The organism is Arthrobacter sp. AG258 (assembly GCF_004364695.1).
Classification (GTDB): Bacteria; Actinomycetota; Actinomycetes; order Actinomycetales; family Micrococcaceae; genus Arthrobacter.
Genome location: NZ_SOBI01000002.1, coordinates 258930 through 277203 on the forward strand (window position 1 = coordinate 258930; position 18274 = coordinate 277203).

19 protein-coding genes are annotated in these 18274 nt (G+C 67.2%); 3 read left to right on the forward strand and 16 right to left on the reverse strand.

Annotation, left to right across the window (positions count from 1 at the left end; genetic code table 11):
• Window positions 1–18: 18 nt before the first annotated feature.
• The 7 genes from DFO47_RS04465 to coaD all read right to left on the reverse strand — a co-directional run bounded on the left by DFO47_RS04465 (window position 19) and on the right by coaD (window position 5550).
• Window positions 19–1029 carry a hypothetical protein gene (locus tag DFO47_RS04465; protein WP_133830852.1) on the reverse strand — a complete coding sequence of 337 codons (1011 nt, stop codon included), beginning with the start codon at window positions 1027–1029 and terminating at the stop codon, window positions 19–21.
• Window positions 1026–2309, reverse strand: coding sequence for an MFS transporter (locus DFO47_RS04470; RefSeq protein ID WP_208294370.1), 1284 nt, complete (start codon window positions 2307–2309; stop codon window positions 1026–1028). Before DFO47_RS04470 ends, DFO47_RS04465 begins: the two co-directional genes overlap by 4 nt.
• Before the next feature lie 130 nt (window positions 2310–2439).
• Entirely contained in the window at window positions 2440–3408 is a 969-nt protein-coding gene (gene mutM / locus DFO47_RS04475; protein WP_133830853.1) for a bifunctional DNA-formamidopyrimidine glycosylase/DNA-(apurinic or apyrimidinic site) lyase, read from the reverse strand.
• Between the two features lie 5 nt (window positions 3409–3413).
• On the reverse strand, window positions 3414–4142 hold the full coding sequence (gene rnc, locus DFO47_RS04480) for a ribonuclease III (protein ID WP_133830854.1): 729 nt from the start codon (window positions 4140–4142) through the stop codon (window positions 3414–3416).
• Between the two features lie 20 nt (window positions 4143–4162).
• Window positions 4163–4366, reverse strand: a complete 204-nt coding sequence (rpmF, locus tag DFO47_RS04485; protein WP_009356569.1) for a 50S ribosomal protein L32 — start codon at window positions 4364–4366, stop codon at window positions 4163–4165.
• Window positions 4367–4402: 36 nt separating this feature from the next.
• Window positions 4403–4927 (reverse strand): YceD family protein, encoded by a 525-nt coding sequence (locus DFO47_RS04490; RefSeq protein WP_081624091.1) that lies wholly within the window; start codon window positions 4925–4927, stop codon window positions 4403–4405.
• Window positions 4928–5049: 122 nt separating this feature from the next.
• Window positions 5050–5550, reverse strand: coding sequence for a pantetheine-phosphate adenylyltransferase (coaD, locus tag DFO47_RS04495; RefSeq protein WP_026264218.1), 501 nt, complete (start codon window positions 5548–5550; stop codon window positions 5050–5052).
• A 43-nt stretch (window positions 5551–5593) separates the two neighbouring features.
• On the opposite strand from coaD, the gene DFO47_RS04500 reads away from it, so the two are divergent.
• Complete coding sequence (locus tag DFO47_RS04500) at window positions 5594–6823, forward strand: aminotransferase class I/II-fold pyridoxal phosphate-dependent enzyme (RefSeq protein ID WP_208294371.1); 1230 nt, start codon at window positions 5594–5596, stop codon at window positions 6821–6823.
• Window positions 6823–7611, forward strand: a complete 789-nt coding sequence (locus DFO47_RS04505) for a fused MFS/spermidine synthase (protein WP_208294372.1) — start codon at window positions 6823–6825, stop codon at window positions 7609–7611. The genes DFO47_RS04500 and DFO47_RS04505 overlap by 1 nt, the downstream gene beginning before the upstream one ends.
• 9 nt (window positions 7612–7620) lie before the next feature.
• Here DFO47_RS04505 and rsmD read toward each other — a convergent pair whose 3' ends face one another.
• From rsmD to thiL, 4 genes are read right to left on the reverse strand one after another with little or no spacing between them, the layout of a single operon-like run.
• Window positions 7621–8235, reverse strand: a complete 615-nt coding sequence (gene rsmD, locus DFO47_RS04510) for a 16S rRNA (guanine(966)-N(2))-methyltransferase RsmD (RefSeq protein ID WP_018760025.1) — start codon at window positions 8233–8235, stop codon at window positions 7621–7623.
• A gap of 42 nt (window positions 8236–8277) precedes the next feature.
• Complete coding sequence (locus DFO47_RS04515; protein WP_133830856.1) at window positions 8278–10548, reverse strand: ATP-dependent DNA helicase RecG; 2271 nt, start codon at window positions 10546–10548, stop codon at window positions 8278–8280.
• Window positions 10538–11524 carry a DAK2 domain-containing protein gene (locus DFO47_RS04520; RefSeq protein WP_018760027.1) on the reverse strand — a complete coding sequence of 329 codons (987 nt, stop codon included), beginning with the start codon at window positions 11522–11524 and terminating at the stop codon, window positions 10538–10540. The genes DFO47_RS04515 and DFO47_RS04520 overlap by 11 nt, the downstream gene beginning before the upstream one ends.
• A gap of 22 nt (window positions 11525–11546) precedes the next feature.
• Window positions 11547–12593, reverse strand: a complete 1047-nt coding sequence (gene thiL, locus DFO47_RS04525; RefSeq protein ID WP_133830857.1) for a thiamine-phosphate kinase — start codon at window positions 12591–12593, stop codon at window positions 11547–11549.
• Window positions 12594–12662: 69 nt separating this feature from the next.
• Here thiL and DFO47_RS04530 point away from each other — a divergent pair, with 69 nt between their 5' ends.
• Entirely contained in the window at window positions 12663–13166 is a 504-nt protein-coding gene (locus DFO47_RS04530) for a DUF3515 domain-containing protein (protein ID WP_133830858.1), read from the forward strand.
• Window positions 13167–13215: 49 nt separating this feature from the next.
• Here the strand turns inward: DFO47_RS04530 and DFO47_RS04535 are convergent, their stop codons facing one another.
• The 5 genes from DFO47_RS04535 to leuD all read right to left on the reverse strand — a co-directional run bounded on the left by DFO47_RS04535 (window position 13216) and on the right by leuD (window position 18265).
• Window positions 13216–14364 carry a D-alanine--D-alanine ligase family protein gene (locus DFO47_RS04535; RefSeq protein ID WP_133830859.1) on the reverse strand — a complete coding sequence of 383 codons (1149 nt, stop codon included), beginning with the start codon at window positions 14362–14364 and terminating at the stop codon, window positions 13216–13218.
• A gap of 2 nt (window positions 14365–14366) precedes the next feature.
• Entirely contained in the window at window positions 14367–15416 is a 1050-nt protein-coding gene (locus tag DFO47_RS04540) for an NAD(P)H-dependent glycerol-3-phosphate dehydrogenase (protein WP_018760031.1), read from the reverse strand.
• Window positions 15413–16180 carry a lysophospholipid acyltransferase family protein gene (locus DFO47_RS04545; RefSeq protein ID WP_026264221.1) on the reverse strand — a complete coding sequence of 256 codons (768 nt, stop codon included), beginning with the start codon at window positions 16178–16180 and terminating at the stop codon, window positions 15413–15415. Before DFO47_RS04545 ends, DFO47_RS04540 begins: the two co-directional genes overlap by 4 nt.
• 9 nt (window positions 16181–16189) lie before the next feature.
• Window positions 16190–17515 carry a UDP-N-acetylglucosamine 1-carboxyvinyltransferase gene (gene murA / locus DFO47_RS04550; protein WP_026264222.1) on the reverse strand — a complete coding sequence of 442 codons (1326 nt, stop codon included), beginning with the start codon at window positions 17513–17515 and terminating at the stop codon, window positions 16190–16192.
• A 147-nt stretch (window positions 17516–17662) separates the two neighbouring features.
• A complete protein-coding gene (leuD, locus tag DFO47_RS04555) occupies window positions 17663–18265 on the reverse strand; it encodes a 3-isopropylmalate dehydratase small subunit (protein WP_018760034.1) in 603 nt (200 codons plus the stop codon).
• Window positions 18266–18274: the final 9 nt, after the last annotated feature.

Below are 18274 nucleotides of genomic sequence, written 5' to 3' on the forward strand. Positions count from 1 at the left end.
GGCCGCGGAGCCGCCTTGTCAGCGGACGACGGCGGGCGACCAGGCATGCTCGATGAACAGCCGGGGTGCCGCACCGGGTTCCAGGGACAGCGACCAGATATCGCTGTCCGGGCCCGCCCCTTCCCTGGGCATCCCGTACAGGATGGTGCCGTTGTCAAGCCACTCGATTTGGTCATCCAGGTCCCGTTGCTCACCCAGGACGGTGACGTTCCCGGTGGCCAGCTCGAGGACGGCGGGCTGCCGGGCTCCTGCCAGGGTTCCCGATGTGCTCTTCTTGAAGGCGATCCGTTGCCCGTCGGGAGAGACCGAAGGGCACTCGACGCCGGAGGCGGCGATGGTGAGCGTCCGGGCGGCGATATCCCCGTGGACCAGCCAGATATTGCCCTGCGACGAGGCGGTGGCATAGAACTCATTCGGCTTGCCAGGGCTGAAGGTCACGCCCCAAATATTCCTGTCGGTGGCCTTGATCCGTGCGCCATGGTCCATCAGGGCGTAGTCCTCGAGGTTGGTATGGCTGCTTCCGTCCGCCGGGCCAATCAGTGTTTGCGTTGAAAAACTCGACGACGCATAGGAATGGCCGGAGACGAAGACGGTGGTTGCCACCAGGGAACCATCCGCACTGACCCGTGTCCTGTTGGGGATCCCGCCGAGTTCCCACGTCCCCTGCTGCACCAGCGACCCGTCATAGGTTGAAGCCTCGAAGGAGGTGGGCATCCCGTTCCTGGTCTCCAGGCAGCTGACCAGGTTCCGGGCCGCGTAGACCCTGTCGCAGGCCTTGCCCAGGAGGGTCCGCCGGCCGTTTGGTTCAGACAGGGCCGCAGTGGCTGCCTCCCCGAACCCTTGGCCGGGGGCCGTGTTCCTGAACAGCACGAAGGGGCCGGACGGCAATGCACCGGCGGAGGCAACCTGCACGTCCGGGGCGGCCTGCCGGCTCGCGCTTGACTGCTGGTAGGCGGTGAACGCCTGGGCACCTGCGGCGCCAAGTGTGGCTATGACGACCGCAAGCAGTAAGAGCAGCCGCTTCCTCACGAGGCGGGCACCGCTGCGGTGCTGCCGCGGAACAGCAGCGCTGCTCCTGCGATGGCTGCCGCCAGCAACGCAGTCGCGATGGCAACGGCCATGCCCGGCCCGGCCGCGAACCAGAGGACGCCAAATCCGGATGCGGCCGCCATCCGGCTGATGGCCACCACCGTTTGCGCGGTGCCCAGGGCGGTGCCCAGCCTTTCGGGCGGTGCCAGCTGGCTGACAAGCGCCGCCAGGACACCGTCAGTTGCCGCGTAGAAGAGCCCCAGGAGCAGCAAACAACCGATGGTGGCGGGGATCCCTGCAGTTGGCAGCCCGGCCAGCAGGTAGCAGGCCAACAAGGCACCGTGGCCGGCCAGGAAGACCGGTACTCTCCCCCACCGGTCCGCGATCCTGCCGACTGGCACGGCGAACAGCAGGAAGGCGGCGTTGGTGCCCACGAACAGCAGCGGGAACCACTGGATGGCGAAGGACTCACGGTGCTGGAGGAGGAGGTAGATGAAGCCGTCGCCGATGGTGAGGACGCCCAACAAGCCGGCGGCGGCCATGGGGCGGGCCAGGCCCGGTTCCCGCAGGCGCGACCACCGCAACAGATTCCAGCTGACGACCGGCCTGGACCGGCCGGGGTGTTGCCGCCGCCGCTGGAGCCGGTCCGGCACCACCAGGAGAAGCACCGCGACGCCGATCACGGCGAAGGCGAGTGAGACGCCAAAGACGGTGCTGAAGCCATTGGGGATCAGCAACAGGACCAGGAACGCGATGAGCGGGCCGGCGGCCGCCCCGATGTTGTCCAGCATCCGGTGGATGCCGAAGGAGCGCGCCAGGTACTCCGGCTGGGCCTCCGCCGCGATCATGGCATCCCGCGGCGCCGTGCGGATTCCTTTGCCGATCCTGTCGCCGGTGACGATGCCGGCAAGGGCCCAGAAGCCCCCGGCCACGAGGAACCCCGCCCGCACCAGCATGGACAGCCCGTAGCCGGCAGCTGCCACGTACTTGGGACGGCCGGTGCGGTCGGACACCCAGCCCGCGCCGATCCGCACGATGGCGCTGGCGCCCTGGTTGATTCCGTCGATGACACCGAATGCGATGGTGGACAGCCCCAGGTAGCCCGTGACGTAGAGCGGGAGGATGGCGGCGACGGACTCGGACGATATGTCCGTCATCATGCTGACCACGCCCAACCAGATGATCACCGGCGACAACCGGAAAGCCGGGTGGACCGAGGCAGGACCGGCGCCGGCCTGGTCCTGTTGGCCGCCTTTGCGGTCCGAGATCGAGATGTACAAGGGCTGCCTGTCCTTCCCGGGGCGGGAAGCGGTGCGCGTGCAGCGGGCCCCACCCGAAGTTCGTGCAGACAGTCTTGCAGCCGGCCCGCAGCCGCGGGTACCGAAGAATCCGCAGACCTGTTGTGGAAACCTACCAGCGGCCGTTCCGCGGCCGGGGCTGGCAGACCGGGCACGTGTGGGACGAGCGGTTCATGAACTGCTCGCGCCGGATGATCGACTGGATTCCCGCTGCGGCACAGCGTTTGCAGGGCTCGCCCTGGCGTCCGTAAGCGTTGAGGGACCTGTCGAAGTAGCCGGAGGCTCCGTTGACGTTGACGTACAGGGAGTCGAAGCTGGTGCCCCCAGCCGCCAGGGCGTCCAGCATCACCTCCCGGGCGCTGTCGAGGACCCGCTGGGCCTCGGCGCGGCGGAGCGTGTCGGTGGCCCGCGCATAATGAAGTTTTGCGCGCCACAGGGCTTCGTCGGCATAGATGTTGCCGATCCCGGACACCAGCCCCTGATCCAGGAGTGCCCGTTTGAGCCCGGTCTTGCGTTTCCGGAGGCGTTGGTAGAAGAGGTCGAAGGAGAATGCGGGGTCCAGCGGGTCCCGGGCAATATGGGCTGCCTCCGCTGCGATCAACGGAAGCGGCGATTCGGCGAGACCGCCGGGGCCGCCGTCCTCCGTAGGCACCAGGGCAGTAACGAAAAGGCCGCCGAAGATCCGTTGGTCAACGAACCGAAGCTGGTCCGGCGTGCCCTCACGTGGACTGAGCCCCAACCGTACTTTGAGGTGTTTTTCGTCGGGAACGCCGGGGCCCTGCATCAACAGCTGGCCGCTCATCCCCAAGTGGGCCATCAGTGCCACCGCCGGTGCCTGGTGCTGTTCGGCGTGTCCCGGCCCGGCCATGCCGTTGTCCGTCAGCGGCAGCCACAGGAATTTGCCGCGTCGGACGACGTCGGACACTGTGGCGCCCTCAAGGTTGCCGATGAAGTCCCCGGCCCCAAGGGCGTGGCGGCGGATGGAGCGCGGGTCCAGGACGTCGACGGTTTGGATGGTCCTGCCGCGGACCCAGCGAACCAGGCCGCGGCGCACCACCTCAACCTCGGGCAGTTCCGGCACGGAGGCTACTTAGCAGCCGCGGAGCCGGCGGACGTACCAGCGGCATCGTGGGCTTCAGCCCCGGAAAGCACCCGCCAGGCGTCGGCCGCCGCTTCCTGCTCGGCTTCCTTTTTGGAGTGCCCGGTGCCCTTGCCGTAGGCGTTGCCGCCGATGTTCAGGACGGCAGTGAACGTGCGGGCGTGGTCCGGACCCGAGCCGTCCACGGCGTAGTGGATGCTTCCGAGCTGCCGGCTGGCGGCCAGTTCCTGGATGCTGGTTTTCCAGTCGGTTCCGGCGCCCAGGACGGCGGCATCCTTCAGCATCGGGCCGATCAGCCGCATAACCAGCTGGCGGGCGGTCTCGATATCGTTGGAGACGTAGGTGGCGCCGATCAGCGCCTCCATGGTGTCCGCGAGGATAGAGGCCTTGTTCTTCCCGTGGGTGAGCTTTTCGCCCTGCCCCAGGTAGATGTATTCGCCAATGCCCAGGCTGCGTCCAATGCCGGCCAGGGCACGGGTGCTGACGACGGCGGACCGGCGCTTGGCGAGCTCGCCTTCGGGCAGGTCCGGGTTGTCCCGGTACAGGGCATCGGTCACGGAGAAGCCCAGGATGGAGTCCCCCAGGAACTCGAGCCGCTCGTTGGTGGGTATGCCGCCATTCTCGTAGGCATACGAACGGTGGGTGAGCGCAAGACGAAGCGTCCCGGCGTCAATAGAGACACCGAGACGCTTCAGAAGCTCTTCAGTTGACGACATCAGTCAGCCTGTTGGGCCGATTAGACGTCAGCGACCTTGCGGCCCTTGTACTCAAGGAACAGCGCGGTGCCAGCAGAGTCGGTAACGACCTTTGCCTGGTGCGGCAGGCTGTAGGTGACCTGGCCGTTCTCAACGGTCTTCACCAGGTGGGGGGCGGTCGCCTTCCACTGCGAGCGGCGGGCGCGGGTATTCGAGCGAGACATTTTCCGCTTGGGAACAGCCACGGCTAACTCATTTCTCTCTAGACAAACACGTACAAATCAATTTTGCCGGTCAGGCTTAGCCATATCAGCTAGGGCAGCCCAGCGAGGATCCAGGACCTCGTGGTGGTGCCCCGGCTCGTCTTCCAGGCGAACTCCGCATTCGGAGCAAAGGCCCTGGCAGTCTTCCCGGCACACCGGCTGGAACGGCAGGTTGGTGACAACCGCGTCCCGCAACACCGGTTCAAGATCGATTACATCGTGCTCGACTCGACGTTGCTCTTCATCTTCTTCTCCGTCCGAAAGCTCAGCGCCTTCATAGAAGAAAAGTTCTTGCACATTGACCTCAAGGTCATACGCAAGGGGATCCAGGCATCGGCCGCATTCGCCGGTTACTTCGACGGCTGCGGTTCCTGATACCAGAATTCCTTCGTGTACGGCCTCAAGCCTCAGGTCGAGCTCGACATCCGAGCCTTCCTGAACACCAATGAGCGCCACACCAAGATCACCCGGTGCGGGTACATGTTCCTTCAGTGTCCGCATGCTTCCCGGGCTGCGCCCGAGGTCCTTGACGTCGAACGCCAGGGGCGAACCAGCATCTCTTTTAATGAGAACTCCTGTTGAACATATGACCGACGTACCATCTTAGCCTGAAGAGCCATGGTGACTCAAACCGGCATGCGGCGGCGCCGAAGTACCCATCCAGCCTACCGTCTTGGCTGCTGATCCGGGCCAGGCTCGCCGGTCACCAGGCGGCGGTGCACCGAGCGGGGCACGTAATCGGAGACACTCCCGCCCAGTGCCGCCACCTCCTTGATCAGGGTGGACGACAAGTGGACGTAGCTGGCTTCCGCCGGGAGGAACACCGTTTCCACCCCGCTCAGCTGCCGGTTCATCGTCGCCATGGGCAGCTCGTAGTCAAAATCCGACGACGAGCGCAGCCCTTTGACGATGGCGGACACCCCACGGTGGCGGCAGTATTCCGCCAGGAGTCCCGCGCCGACAGGCTCCACCACGATCCCCTTGAGCGAAGCCAACGTCTCGCGCGCCATGTCCAGCCGCTCTTCCAAGGTGAACATGTACTTCTTGGCGTAGTTGGTGGAGATGGCCACGATGACCTCATCAAAAAGGCCGGCAGCCCTGGCAATGACTTCGAGATGGCCGTTGTGGATGGGGTCGAAGGATCCGGGGCACACAGCGCGTCTCATGCTCCGAACCTACCCCATGGAAAGGCCGGGATACCATGACTGGATGCATCCTCCACGGGAACATTCCACGCCCCTGGCACCTGCTCCCTGGCAGCGGACCGCGCTCGGCGCCAACCTGCTGGCGCCCGACGGCGGACTGGGGGTCACCATCTTCGAAGAGATGACCACCCTTGCCGTCCGGACCGGTGCCATCAACCTGGGCCAGGGCTTCCCGGACGAGGACGGGCCGCTGGAGATCAGGGAGGCGGCGCGTGCGGCCATCGCCGCCGGAGCCAACCAGTACGCACCCGGCAAGGGCATCCCCGAACTCCGCGAGGCGGTGGCCGCGCACCAGGAACGCTTCTACGGGTTGACGCCCGATCCCGCCACGGAGGTCATCATCACCACCGGGGCCACCGAAGGCATCGCTGCCTCGCTGCTGGCGTTCGCCGGCCCCGGCGACGAAGTCCTGACGTTCGAGCCCTTCTATGACTCCTACGGTGCGGTCATCGGCCTCACCGGCGCCACCCATGTGACCGTGCCGCTGGCCGCGCCGGACTTCATGCCCGACCTCTCCGCCCTGGAATCGGCATTCAGCGACCGCACCCGGGTGGTCCTGCTGAACAACCCCCACAATCCCACCGGCGCCGTTTTTCCGGAAGCCGTGCTGCAGCGCGTCGTGGACCTTGCGGCCAAGCACGGAAGCATCATCGTCACCGACGAGGTGTACGAGCACCTGACGTTCGGCGTCCCCCATATCCCGGTGGCAACGCTGCCCGGAGCCGCCGGGATCACCATCACCATCTCCTCCGCGGGGAAGACGTTCTCACTGACGGGATGGAAGGTGGGCTGGCTCACCGGGCCGGAGGACCTGGTGGCCGCGGTGCGTACCGTGAAGCAATTCCTCACCTACAGTTCCGGGACCCCGTTCCAGGCGGCAATCGCCACGGGCCTGGGCCAGCCGGACGCTTTCTTCCACGGCATTGCGGCCACCCTGGAGAAAAAACGGGACATCCTCAGCGCGGGACTCAGGGACGCCGGGTTCGATGTCTTCACGCCCCGCGGCACCTACTTCGTCAACGTGGACACCGCACCGCTCGGCATCACCGATGCCCTGGACCTCGCCCGGCGCCTGCCGGCGTTGGTGGGAGTTGCCGCCATCCCGGTCCCCGTGTTCTGCCACCCCGAGGGTGCGGAACGGACAAGAAGCCTGCTGCGCTTCGCCTTCTGCAAGAAAACCGATGTCCTGGAGGAGGCCGCCTCGCGGCTGGCAACGCTCCGCGGCAGGCTCTGATGTCCGGCGGCGTCGCGGGAACTGCGAGCCGGTTCCTGCGGACCACCGGACAGCACGCCACCATCGAACCGGACACGTTCACGGACGGCGGCTATGTGCTCAGCATCGGCGGAGCGGAACAGTCCCATGTCAACCTCAGCCGGCCCGACGAGATTTTCTACGAATACCTGCGCAGGATCGGCCACCTGGTGGATCTCGCCGCACCGTCAGGGGAACCGGTGAAAGCCCTGCACCTGGGCGCCGGTGCGCTGACCCTTGCACGCTACATCCAGGCCACCCGGCCCGGCTCACCGCAGTACGCGGTGGAGCTGGAACGCGAACTGCTGGACTTTGTCCTGCGGCACCTGCCCCTGCCCGAAGGCACGGACCTGACCACGATGATCGGCGATGCCCGGGAGGCACTAGGCACGCTGGCCCCGGGACTGGCATTCGACGTCGTCATCCTGGACATCTTTTCCGGGCCGGAGGCGCCTGCCCACATCGCGTCCAGTGGTTTCTACCGGGAGGCGCGGGGACGGCTGAGCCCGGACGGGGTGCTGATCGTCAATGTGGGCGACGAGCCCGCCCTCACGCTGGTCAGGAGCCAGGTGGCGGCCATGCGCGAGGCCATGGCCGATGTTGCCGCGTTCGGGGAAGCCGGAATGTTCGAGGCACGGTACCCGGGAAACGTCATCCTGGCAGGAACGCAGGGCCCCTGGCCGGGGTCGTGGACAACAGAGCTGGCGGCCCGTGGCCCCCACCCTGCCCGGGTCCTGTCCGGCGTGGACCTGGACCCCTTCTCGGCCTAAGGCCAGGCCCTACCCCTCGGTCCCGTCCGGCAGGTCGTCGGCGGAGATGGCATCGGGCACCGACGGCTCGGCGAACCACAACCGGGTCTCGCCGTACTTCTTGTCCGCAAACCGTGCCATCCCATCGGGCCACTCGGGCTCCGGAGAACGCGAGGACCGCTCCACCACCACCACAGCCCCTGCCGCCAGGTGGCCGGCGAGCTTTTGGAGCACCGCGGCCAGCGCCGCTTCCTCCAGGGGATAGGGCGGGTCCAGGAACACGAGGTCCCAGGCAGCGTTGCCGGGCGCGCGGTCAAGGAAGGGCTCCACCCTGGCCCGGTGCACGCTGACGGTCTTGCGGCCAAGCACGCCGTCGATGAGGTCCGCATTGCGCTGGCACACCGCGCTGGCCTTGGCGTCGGACTCCACCAAATCCACGGACTGCGCTCCCCTGCTGGCACTTTCCACCCCCAGGGATCCGGAGCCCGCGTACAGGTCCAGAACCCTGGCTCCCGAGATCACGCCAAAAGCGTCGAGCCGGGAGAACAGCGCTTCCTTGACGCGGTCGGTGGTGGGCCGGGTCAAGGAACCCGGGACCGCGTTCAGCGGGGTACCGCCCGCGGCGCCGGAGATTATCCGTGTCATCGCGGCCGCCGCCGTCCGTCCGCGCCCTGGGGCCCTGCCGTGCTAACCGCGTTCAAGGAACGCCTCCTTCTCGGGGTTGAGGTACTTCTCGATGGCGTCGGCGAGTTCGGGGTGGCCCGCCAGCAACGGGTCCCCGCCGACGATGTGCTGGGCGTCTTCCCTTGCCCGGGCGATGACGTCTTCGTGTTCGAGGACGCGCAGGAGTTTAAGGGTGGAACGTCCGCCGGACTGGGAAGCGCCCAGGATATCGCCTTCGCGGCGCAGCTTGAGGTCTTCCTGCGAGAGGACGAACCCGTCCGTGGTGGCCACCACGGCTTCCAGCCGCCGCCGGCTGGGATGCCCCGGCTCCAGGGCGGTGACCAGCAGGCAGGTGCCGGGCAGTCCGCCACGGCCGACGCGCCCGCGGAGCTGGTGCAGCTGCGAGATCCCAAACCTGTCGGCGTCCAGGATGACCATCAGGGTGGCGTTGTGCACATCCACGCCCACTTCGATCACGGTGGTGGAGACGAGCAGCTTGATGCGGTTGGCGGTGAAGCCGGCCATCGTCTCCGTCTTCAGCTCCGGCTCCTGGCGTCCGTGCAGCGGGGCAAGCGGCACCCCTGCAAGGGACGGCTCGGCCAGCAAATGCTCCACGACAGCGGTGACGGACGCAAGCTCCCGCCCTTCCTCTCCCTCCGCCCCCGGAGGTGCGGCTTCGCCGGGGCTGAAGTCGCCGTCGTCGTCCGTCCCGATCTTGGGACAGACCACGTACACCTGGCGCCCGGCATCGATCTCCTCGCGGGCGCGCGCCCAGATCCGCGCCGCCCAGGCGGGATTCTCCGCGAGGCCCACGAGGTGGGTGGTGATCGGGGCCCGGCCTTTGGGCAGTTCGCTGAGGGTTGACGTCTCCAGGTCCCCGAAAACCGTCATGGCAACGGTCCGCGGGATGGGGGTGGCTGTCATGACCAGCAGGTGCGGGGGCTTGCGCGCCTTGGCCCGCAGGGCGTCGCGCTGCTCCACGCCGAAACGGTGCTGCTCGTCCACTACGATGAGTCCGAGGTCGTAGAAGGAGACGTTGTCACCCAGGAGCGCGTGGGTGCCGATGATGATTCCGGCCGTCCCGGAGGCGGCATCCAGCATGGCTTGCCTGCGCGCCGCGGTGGGCATGGAGCCGGTCAGCAGAGTGACCTGCACGGAAACGCCGCTTCCGCCGGCCAGACCGCCCAGCAGGCCGTCGCCGGACAGCGCGCCAAGGCTGCGCCGGATGGAGTCATAATGCTGGGCCGCGAGCACTTCGGTAGGGGCCAGGAGCGCGGCCTGCCCGCCGGCGTCGATGACCTGCAGCATGGCACGCAGCGCCACGACGGTCTTGCCCGAGCCGACCTCGCCCTGCAGCAGCCGGTTCATGGGGGTGTCGCGCGCCAGTTCCGCGGCGAGGGTTTGGCCGACGGCGGATTGGCCGGCTGTGAGCGTGAACGGCAGGTTGGCGTCGAAGGCGGCCAGGAGGCCGTCGCCCACCGGGCGGCGGGCCGTGGCTTCCTCGGCAGCGAGCTGGGCGCGGCGCCGCGCCAGCGCTGACTGCAGCACCAAGGCCTCGTGGTAGCGGAGGCGGTCCCGGGCCCTGCGCCAGTCGTCGGCGGACTCGGGTACGTGGATCAACCGGTAGGCGCGGGACACCGGCAGAAACCCTTCACGGGCGGAAACCTCGGTTGGCACCGGGTCCGGCAGGGCGTCGAGGTCGAGTGTCTCCAGGAGCGTGGCGATGGTCTTCTGGATCTTCCAGCTGGGAAGCTTGGCGGTTGCCGGGTACACCGGGATGGGCATGGCGGCGAGTTTCTCCGGGTCCTGGCCACTGTCGGTGAACGGATCTTCGTCCACCAGCTGGAAATCGGGGTTTGTCAGGCCCAGTTGTCCCTTGAAACTGGTGACCTTCCCGGAAAACAGGGCCCGCCGCCCCTGCAGGAGTTCTGTTTTGGCTTTGTACCCGTTAAAGAAGCTGATTTTGAGGGTTCCGGGCACCTTTCCGCGGAAGTCCCGGCCGCCCACCAGCCGGAGCCCCTGCTGACCGTCGTCGTCGGAGACGATGACGTCGGTGATGGTTCCCCGGCGGGCCTGCATGGTGCGCGTGCTGCTGGACAGCACCCGGGCGATCAGGGTGACGTCCTCGTCCAGCGGCAGCTCACTGATGGGGGTCAGCTCACCGCGGCTCATGTAACGGCGCGGGAAGTAATTCAGGAGTCCGTCCACGGTGGTGATCCCGAGGTGTTTCTCAATGACCGCTGCCGAGCGCTTGCCGATGCGCCGCTCCAGGGCCAGGTCGAGCTCAGCGTTCATGCCCGCCGGTGTTCACTGCGTCCATGTCCGGGTCCCGGGGCAGCGCAAGTTCGCTGACGCTGATCTGGGACGGCTCGCCCAGGGACCTGATGACGGCGACGGCCTGGTCCGGGTGCGGCACGTGCACATGCACCCGCCACCGGTACTTCCCGTCCGGGTCAACTCCGCCGCCCACCTGGCTCATGATGACGGATTCGCCGATTTCGTCCAGGCGCTGCCGGAGGGTGGCGGCGTCCAGCGGCGACAGGCTGATGGTGCACATGACTTCCACGCCGTCGGCGTCGGGCATGGCGGTGTGGATGTGGGGATCGGAGACGTCGTAGCCGTGCAGGCCGTCGAGGAGTTCGTTCTGCAGTTCCTCGCCCAGGACCGCCGAGCGCAGGCAGTCCAGGATGAGCAGCATTCCCACCCCGCCGGCATCGACGACGTGGGCGGACTGCAGGGCATCGAGCTGCTCTTCGGTGTGGATCACCGCTGCCAGGGCCCCCTCCACCGCGGCGTCCAGGGCAAGGCCCAGCGCGTGGTTGCTGTCGTCCCCGTCCTGGGCCGCGTCCACGGCGGCCGCGGCGCGGGCGGCTGCTTCCATGACGGAAAGCATGGTTCCGGGGACGGGATCGCTGAGGGCGGACCAGGCGCGGATCTGGGCGCGGTTCAGTGCGGCCGACAGGAGCGTGGACGTCACCCTGGTGTGGCCGGCCAGGGGCTCGGCCGCTGCGCACAGGAACACGGAGAAGAGGGTGCCGGAGTTTCCCCGGGCTTCCTCCATGGCCGCCTGCCCTGCCGTGGCGAGGACTTCACCGACGTCCACCGGGGCGGGCTGGTCGTCGGCGAGCACCAGCGAGCGGGCTGCGGCGCGAACGGTGAGGTAGAGGTTGGTACCGGTATCGCCGTCGGCCACCGGGAAGATGTTGATGGCGTTGAGCCGGTCGCTGTGGTTGCCCAGGGCCGTTTCCGCCTTGCCCAGCCACCTCTTCATCGCCAGCGCGTTGGCGGCAACCTTAGTGTGCAAAGTGATCCCATCCCCCGGTGTCCGCGGCCCGGCCCGCTATCAGGACGCCCGGGCCTTCGTCGGTTCCGAGTGCATGTACCGAGCCTATCGCAGTGAATCCGGGTGGCAGCTGAATACCGGCCGGGAAAGTGGCCAGCAGGCCGTGGTCCTCGCCGCCGGCCAGCACCCAGGGTGCCGGGTCCGCGTCCAGGAGGGTCGCGGCCGGGCGCAGCAGTTCGGCAAGGTGCGCCAGCCGGGCGGGATCGAGGTCAACGGCGACGTTGCTGGCGGCCGCCAGCCGGTGCCCGTCCCGCAGGAGTCCGTCCGAGATATCAAGCATGGCAGTCGCCCCCGCCGCCCGTGCAGCCGGTCCCGCCCCCAGGGGCGGCCGGGGCCGGCACTGCAGCTCGGGGTAGATCCGTTCGGCGGGGCCGAGGGTGTCCGCGGCGATGCCGGATTCCAGCAGGGCCAGGCCGGCAGCGGCGTGCCCGACGGTTCCCGCCAAGGCCAGGATGTCTCCCGGCCGGGCCCCGGAACGCAGGACAGCCCGGCCGCCGTCGAGCGATCCCAGGACGGCGACCGTCACGGAAATTTCGCGGCCTCGGCCCAGGTCCCCGCCGGCAACGGAACACCCGGTGGCTCCGAGGGCCTGGATTCCGGCTCTCAGGCCGTCCGCCAGGTCTTCCACCCAGCTGACCGGCGTGTCCACCGGCAGGGTGAGGCTGACCACCATCGAGGTGGCGGTGGCACCCATCGCGTTGATATCGCTGAGGTTCTGTGCGGCGGCTTTCCACCCGACGTCGAATCCTGTGGTGCGGTAGCCGTTGGGCCAGAGGAGGCGGAAATCCTGGTCCTGGACTTGGGTGTCGATGCTGACCACGGCCCTGCCGTCCGGGGCAGCGACGATGGCGGCATCGTCTCCAGGGCCCAGCAGCGTGCTTGCCGTGTGGGAGCCCGCCATCCGCAGGCGCGGGAAGATCCGGGCCAGCAGGTCTGATTCGGAAAGGCCCGCGACGGTGGGCTGGCGGTCAACGCGGTTTCGGAGGTCTTCAGGCACGCCACTACGCTACCGCGACCGGCCGACATCGTGTCCTGGCGGGGGCGCCGGCGGCGATAGGCTGGAACCATGCACCATCCCCAGCTGCCCCTGACCGCCCGCGCCACCAGGATGGCAGTTTTTGGGGCAGTCGTTGCCCTGTCCATGACTGCGTGCTCCCCCGCAGTCGACGTTACCGCCGCCAAGGACGCGGCAAACCCTGCCTGCGCGCCCATGATGGTGGCCCTGCCGGATGCGATCGGCGATTCCCGGCTGCGAAAGACCAACAGCCAGGCAACTGCCGCGTGGGGTGATCCGTCGCTGGTCATCCTCCGCTGCGGCGTCAACGTACCGGGTCCGACGACGGACCGCTGTGTGACCGTCAACGGCGTCGACTGGGTCATCAAGGAAGGCGACCCGGTGTGGACGCTGACCACTTACGGCCGGGAACCGGCCACCGAGATCCTCATGGACCCGGACAAGATCAGCTCCGCAACCGTCCTTGCGGACCTCGCGGGCGCCGCCGCGAAGGTCCCGTCGGTGCGGAACTGCGTGGGCCAGGAAGACCTGCTGAACCTCCCGCAGAGCAAGTAGGTTCTGCGGGCCCACCCACCGGGATGGGCCCGCAGTCCAGCCCGAGGCCTCAGCGGAGGCCGGTCTTCCGGTGCAGCGCCAGGTGGATGAGCTCATCGATCAGGTCTGCGTAGCCAAGTCCCGAGGCCGCCCACATTTGCGGGTACATGCTCTTGGGCGTGAACCCGGGCATGGTGTTGATCTCATTGATGATCAGCTCGCCGTCGGGGGTGTAGAAGAAGTCGACCCGGCTCAAGCCCTCAGCGCCCACGGCTTCGAAGGCCAGCGCAGCGAGCTCACGGACCCTCGAGATGGCTTCCGCCGGAATGTCCGCCGGGCAACTCAGCGCGGCGGCATCGTCCTCGACGTACTTGGCGTTGAAATCATAGAACTCGTGGGTGCCCCCGGCGACTGATATCTCCCCCGGCATGGAGGTCCGGGGAGCGTCCGTTCCCCTGCCTTCCAAGACCGCACACTCAATTTCGCGTCCCACGATTCCGGCCTCGATGACCAGTTTGAGGTCGTGCCGGCGTGCTTCCTCAATCGCGGCGTCGAGCTCGTCGAGGGAGTCCACTTTGGAAATGCCCATGGATGAGCCAGCGCGTGCGGGCTTGACGAAAACGGGGAAGCCCAGCCGGTCCACCTGTTTGCGGACGGATTCGGGGTCATTGCGCCATTGCCTGTCGGTGACCGCCAGGTAGGGGCCAACGCGGAGCCCGGCGGCTTCGAAGACCACTTTCATGTAGTGCTTGTCCATGCCGACGGCGGAAGCCAGGACACCGGCGCCGACGTAGCGGGTGTCCGACAATTCCAGGAGCCCCTGAATGGTGCCGTCTTCGCCGAAGGGTCCGTGCAGGAGCGGGAAGACGACGTCCACGGCACCCAGTTCCTGGGGTACTTCGTTGGGGGAAGCGACAATCAACTGGTGTTCGCCGCCGATCTCGGCCAGGGTCACGGTCTGGGCAGACGGCGAAACTTCCGGCAACGATGAGGCCGCCAGGGACCACTTCGCGGTATCGGCCGGTGCCAGGACCCATTGCCCGGTCTTGGCGATCCCGATCGGGATGACCTCGTACTTGTCCCTGTCGATGGCGCCGAGCACGCCGGCTGCCGTCACGCAACTTACGGCGTGCTCGCTGGAACGGCCGCCGAACAGCACGGCTACCCGCGGTTTCCTGCTGCTCGCCGTTTCCCCTGTGGTGGGTGTGTCTTGGGACATGGTCAGTGATCGCCTTCAGGTTTCAATTCCCGGGACAGCAGGACAGGCCCCAGTTGGTCAACGGACAGCTTGCCTGCCAGCACCGCGACGACGGCGGCGGTGATAGGCATTTCGACGCCGAGCTTACCGGCAAGTTCGTGCACGGCCTGGCCGGACTTGATGCCTTCGGCGGTCTGGGTCATTTTGCGGCCCACCTCCTCCAGGGTCAGCCCCTGGCCGAGGAGCCGGCCGGCGGTGTGGTTGCGGGACAACGCGGATGAGCAGGTCGCCACCAGATCCCCGAGCCCGGCAAGGCCGGCCATGGTCTTGGCTTCGCCGCCGAGGGCCAGCGCAAGGCGGGAGGTCTCCGCCAGGCCGCGGGTAATGACCGAGGCTTTGGTGTTGTCTCCCATTTCCTTGCCTTCGCAGATGCCCACGGCCAGCGCGATCACGTTCTTGACGATGCCGCCGATTTCGACCCCGACGACGTCCGACGTGGTGTAGGGACGGAAGTACGGTGCCGTGCAGGTCCGGGCGAGCCATCCGGCGGTCGCGGAATCCGTGCAGGCCACCACCGACGCCGTCGGCTCTTCGCGCGCGATTTCCATGGCCAGGTTGGGTCCGGAGACCACGGCGATGCGTTCGGGCGGCAGGCCCAGTTCCTGGCTGATGACCTCGCTCATGCGGGCATCCGTGCCAAGTTCGAGGCCCTTCATGAGGGATACGACGACGGCTCCGGGCTCGATCATGTCCTTCCACTCCCGCAGCTGCGGGCGGAGGGATTGGGCAGGGACGGCCACCACCACAAGATCGGCCCCGGCCAGCACCTCCCGGACGTCGGTGGAAGCGGTGATGCTGGCGGGCAGGACGATGTCCTTGAGGTAGTCGCTGTTGCGGTGGTCCCGGTTGATCTGGTCCACCACCTCGGCGCGCCTGCCCCACACCTTGATCCCGCGCGGGCTGCCGGCGGCCCCGGCTGCGTCTGCGAGGATCTTGGCGAAGGTGGTCCCCCACGAACCGGCGCCCAGGACAGCCACGGTCCGGGCCGATCCCGGCTTTCGGTCAACGGTCACTGTGCTTCCGTTTCCGGGCCGGGCTGTCCGCGGTCGATGAACCGTCCGTGCTTGGCTTGTTGCTGCTTGGCCGGATCCCAGCGTTCGGCCGGCGGCTGTTCGCCGCGGAGGCCCGCCAGCAGGCCGGTGATCGCGGCCATGATGACCTCGGTGGCTTCGGTCAGCGTCGCTTTGTCCAACGGGCGGCCGCTGAAGGCGCTGAGGTCCACCGGGTCCCCCACCACTACCCGGGAGAGCTTCCGCGGGAACACGTGGAACCGCTTGCCGTAGCGGGGGAACACCTCGTGGGCGCCCCAGTGGGCGATCGGGACGACGGGAATTCCGCCTTCAAGGGCGAGCCTGGCCGCACCCGTATGGCCTTTCATGGGCCAGAGTGCGGGGTCGCGGGTCAATGTGCCCTCCGGATAGATGATGATTGCTCCGCCCTCGGCCACGATCTCCTGGGCCACCTGCAGCGACCGGTTCGCGCCCGTCGTCGAACGCTCAACGGGGACCTGCTTGGTCGCGTTCAGGAGCCAGCCCAGGCCGGGGACTTTGAACAGGCCGGCCTTGGCCAGGAAGTGCGGGGCACGCCCTTGGTTGTAAAGCATGTGGCCCACAACCAGGGGATCGATCTCGGTGCAGTGGTTGGGCGCGGCAATGAAGCCGCCGGCAGGCAGTTTCTCGGTGCCTTCCCATTTCTTGGCCATCATGAGGTTCAGCAGCGGGCGGGCGATCCCGGCGATGAACACAAACGTGGCCCTGCTTTTGGCAGTTTCCTTCACGGTCCGCCGCTACTTCGTGGTGGCGATGTCGAAGTCGGCACCGAGGCCGGCGAGCTTTTCGGTGAAGCGCTCGTAGCCGCGGTTGATGATGTCGATGCCCGTGACCCGGGAAGTTCCGGTGGCGGCCAGGGCGGCGATGAGATGGCTGAACCCGCCGCGCAGGTCCGGCACGTCGATATCCGTTCCCTTGAGCTGGGTGGGACCGGAGATAACGGCCGAGTGCAGGAAGTTGCGCTGGCCGAACCGGCACGGGACGCTGCCGAGGCACTCCCGGTGGACCTGGATGCTGGCGCCCATGCGGATGAGGGCGTCGGTGAAGCCAAAGCGGTTCTCGTATACCGTTTCGTGGACGATTGATACGCCCTCGGCCTGGGTCAACGCGACCACCAGCGGCTGCTGCCAGTCCGTCATGAACCCGGGGTGCACGTCTGTTTCAAGGACCAGCGGGTTGAGCTTGCCGCCCTTGTGGTAGAACCGGATGCCGTCCTCGCCGATGTCCATCCCGCCGCCCACTTTGCGGTAGGTGTTCAGGAAGGTCATCATGTCGCGCTGGGATGCGCCTTCAACGAAGATGTCGCCGCGGGTAACCAGGGCGGCCGAGGCCCAGGATGCGGACTCGTTGCGGTCCGAGAGCGCGCGGTGGTTGTAGCCGCCCAGATCGCGGACGCCCTCAATGCGGATGGTCCGGTCCGTCTGGACGCTGATGATGGCGCCCATCTTCTGCAGCACGGCGATCAGGTCGATGACCTCGGGCTCGGTGGCGGCACCGGAGAGCTCCGTGATGCCTTCCGCGCGGGTGGCGCTGAGGAGGACCTGCTCGGTGGCTCCGACGGACGGGTACGGCAGCGAGATCTTGGCGCCGTGCAGTCCCTTGGGTGCCGAGATGTGGATCCCGCCGGGGCGCTTTTCCACGACGGCGCCAAACTGGCGCAGGACGTCCAGGTGGTAGTCGATGGGGCGGTCGCCGATCTTGCAGCCGCCGAGGTCGGGGATGAACGCTTCCCCAATGGCGTGGATCAGGGGGCCGCACAGCAGGATGGGGATCCGGGAATCGCCGGCGTGCGCATCGATGGCGGTGCTTGAGGCCGTCTTCGCCGACGTCGGATCGAGGGTAAGGTCTCCGCTGACCGGGTCCTTCTCCACGGTCACGCCATGCAGCTTCAGCAGGGACGTGACGACCTCGACGTCCTTGATCTCCGGCACGTTGCGCAACACCGAGGGTTCGTTGCCCAGCAGTGCTGCCACCATGGCCTTCGGTACAAGATTCTTTGCCCCGCGGACGCTGACGCGGCCTGTAAGCGGGACTCCGCCGCGGATTGTCAGAACACTACTCATATACCGGTTTCCTCACGATCACTAGCCCACAAATCCTTGCAAAGGCTCCAACCAAGCATAGGAGGTCGTGTTACCGAACCGAAATAAGCGGGCACCGGCGGCAGTCCGTGGCGGGGTATTTCCTGCCGCCGGGCCCGTTCCTGAGTGCTAGGACAGCCGGGCGGGAAGCGTCTTCGGCTTGAAGCTGGGCCGGGTGGCCTCGTAGGCCGTGATGTCGGCTTCATGCTGGAGGGTCAGCCCGATGTCGTCCAGGCCTTCCAGCAGCCGCCAACGGGTGTAGTCGTCGATCTCGAAAGGCGCCACGATGGGGCCGCACACGACGGTCTTTGACTCAAGGTCCACCGTGACTTCGGTTCCGGGCGCGTTTTCCAGCTCTTTCCAGATCAGTTCAATGTCATCCTGGGCCACCTGGGCGGCCAGCAGGCCCTGCTTGCCGGAATTGCCGCGGAAGATGTCGGCGAAGCGGGAAGACAGGACGGCCTTGAAACCGTAGTCCTTCAGCGCCCAGACGGCGTGTTCGCGGGAGGAACCGGTGCCAAAGTCCGGGCCTGCCACGAGCACCGAACCGGTAGTGTAGGGCTCCTGGTTCAGGATGAACGAGGGGTCTTTCCGCCAGGCGGAGAACAGGGCGTCCTCGAACCCGGTCCGGGTGATGCGCTTGAGGTACACCGCCGGGATGATCTGGTCGGTGTCGACGTTGCTCTGGCGCAGCGGGACGCCAACGCCGGTGTGCTTGGTGAACTTTTCCATGGTGCTGTC

Bases quoted from the DNA above. Each gene is read 5' to 3' on its own strand.
- rnc (WP_133830854.1), bottom strand. From the start codon at position 4,142: ATGTCGTCAACTGAAGAGCTTCTGAAGCGTCTCGGTGTCTCTATTGAC.
- coaD (WP_026264218.1), bottom strand. From the start codon at position 5,550: ATGAGACGCGCTGTGTGCCCCGGATCCTTCGACCCCATCCACAACGGC.
- DFO47_RS04500 (WP_208294371.1), top strand. From the start codon at position 5,594: ATGCATCCTCCACGGGAACATTCCACGCCCCTGGCACCTGCTCCCTGG.
- DFO47_RS04505 (WP_208294372.1), top strand. From the start codon at position 6,823: ATGTCCGGCGGCGTCGCGGGAACTGCGAGCCGGTTCCTGCGGACCACC.
- rsmD (WP_018760025.1), bottom strand. From the start codon at position 8,235: ATGACACGGATAATCTCCGGCGCCGCGGGCGGTACCCCGCTGAACGCG.
- DFO47_RS04515 (WP_133830856.1), bottom strand. From the start codon at position 10,548: ATGAACGCTGAGCTCGACCTGGCCCTGGAGCGGCGCATCGGCAAGCGC.
- DFO47_RS04520 (WP_018760027.1), bottom strand. From the start codon at position 11,524: ATGAAGAGGTGGCTGGGCAAGGCGGAAACGGCCCTGGGCAACCACAGC.
- DFO47_RS04530 (WP_133830858.1), top strand. From the start codon at position 12,663: ATGCACCATCCCCAGCTGCCCCTGACCGCCCGCGCCACCAGGATGGCA.
- DFO47_RS04535 (WP_133830859.1), bottom strand. From the start codon at position 14,364: ATGTCCCAAGACACACCCACCACAGGGGAAACGGCGAGCAGCAGGAAA.
- murA (WP_026264222.1), bottom strand. From the start codon at position 17,515: ATGAGTAGTGTTCTGACAATCCGCGGCGGAGTCCCGCTTACAGGCCGC.
- leuD (WP_018760034.1), bottom strand. From the start codon at position 18,265: ATGGAAAAGTTCACCAAGCACACCGGCGTTGGCGTCCCGCTGCGCCAG.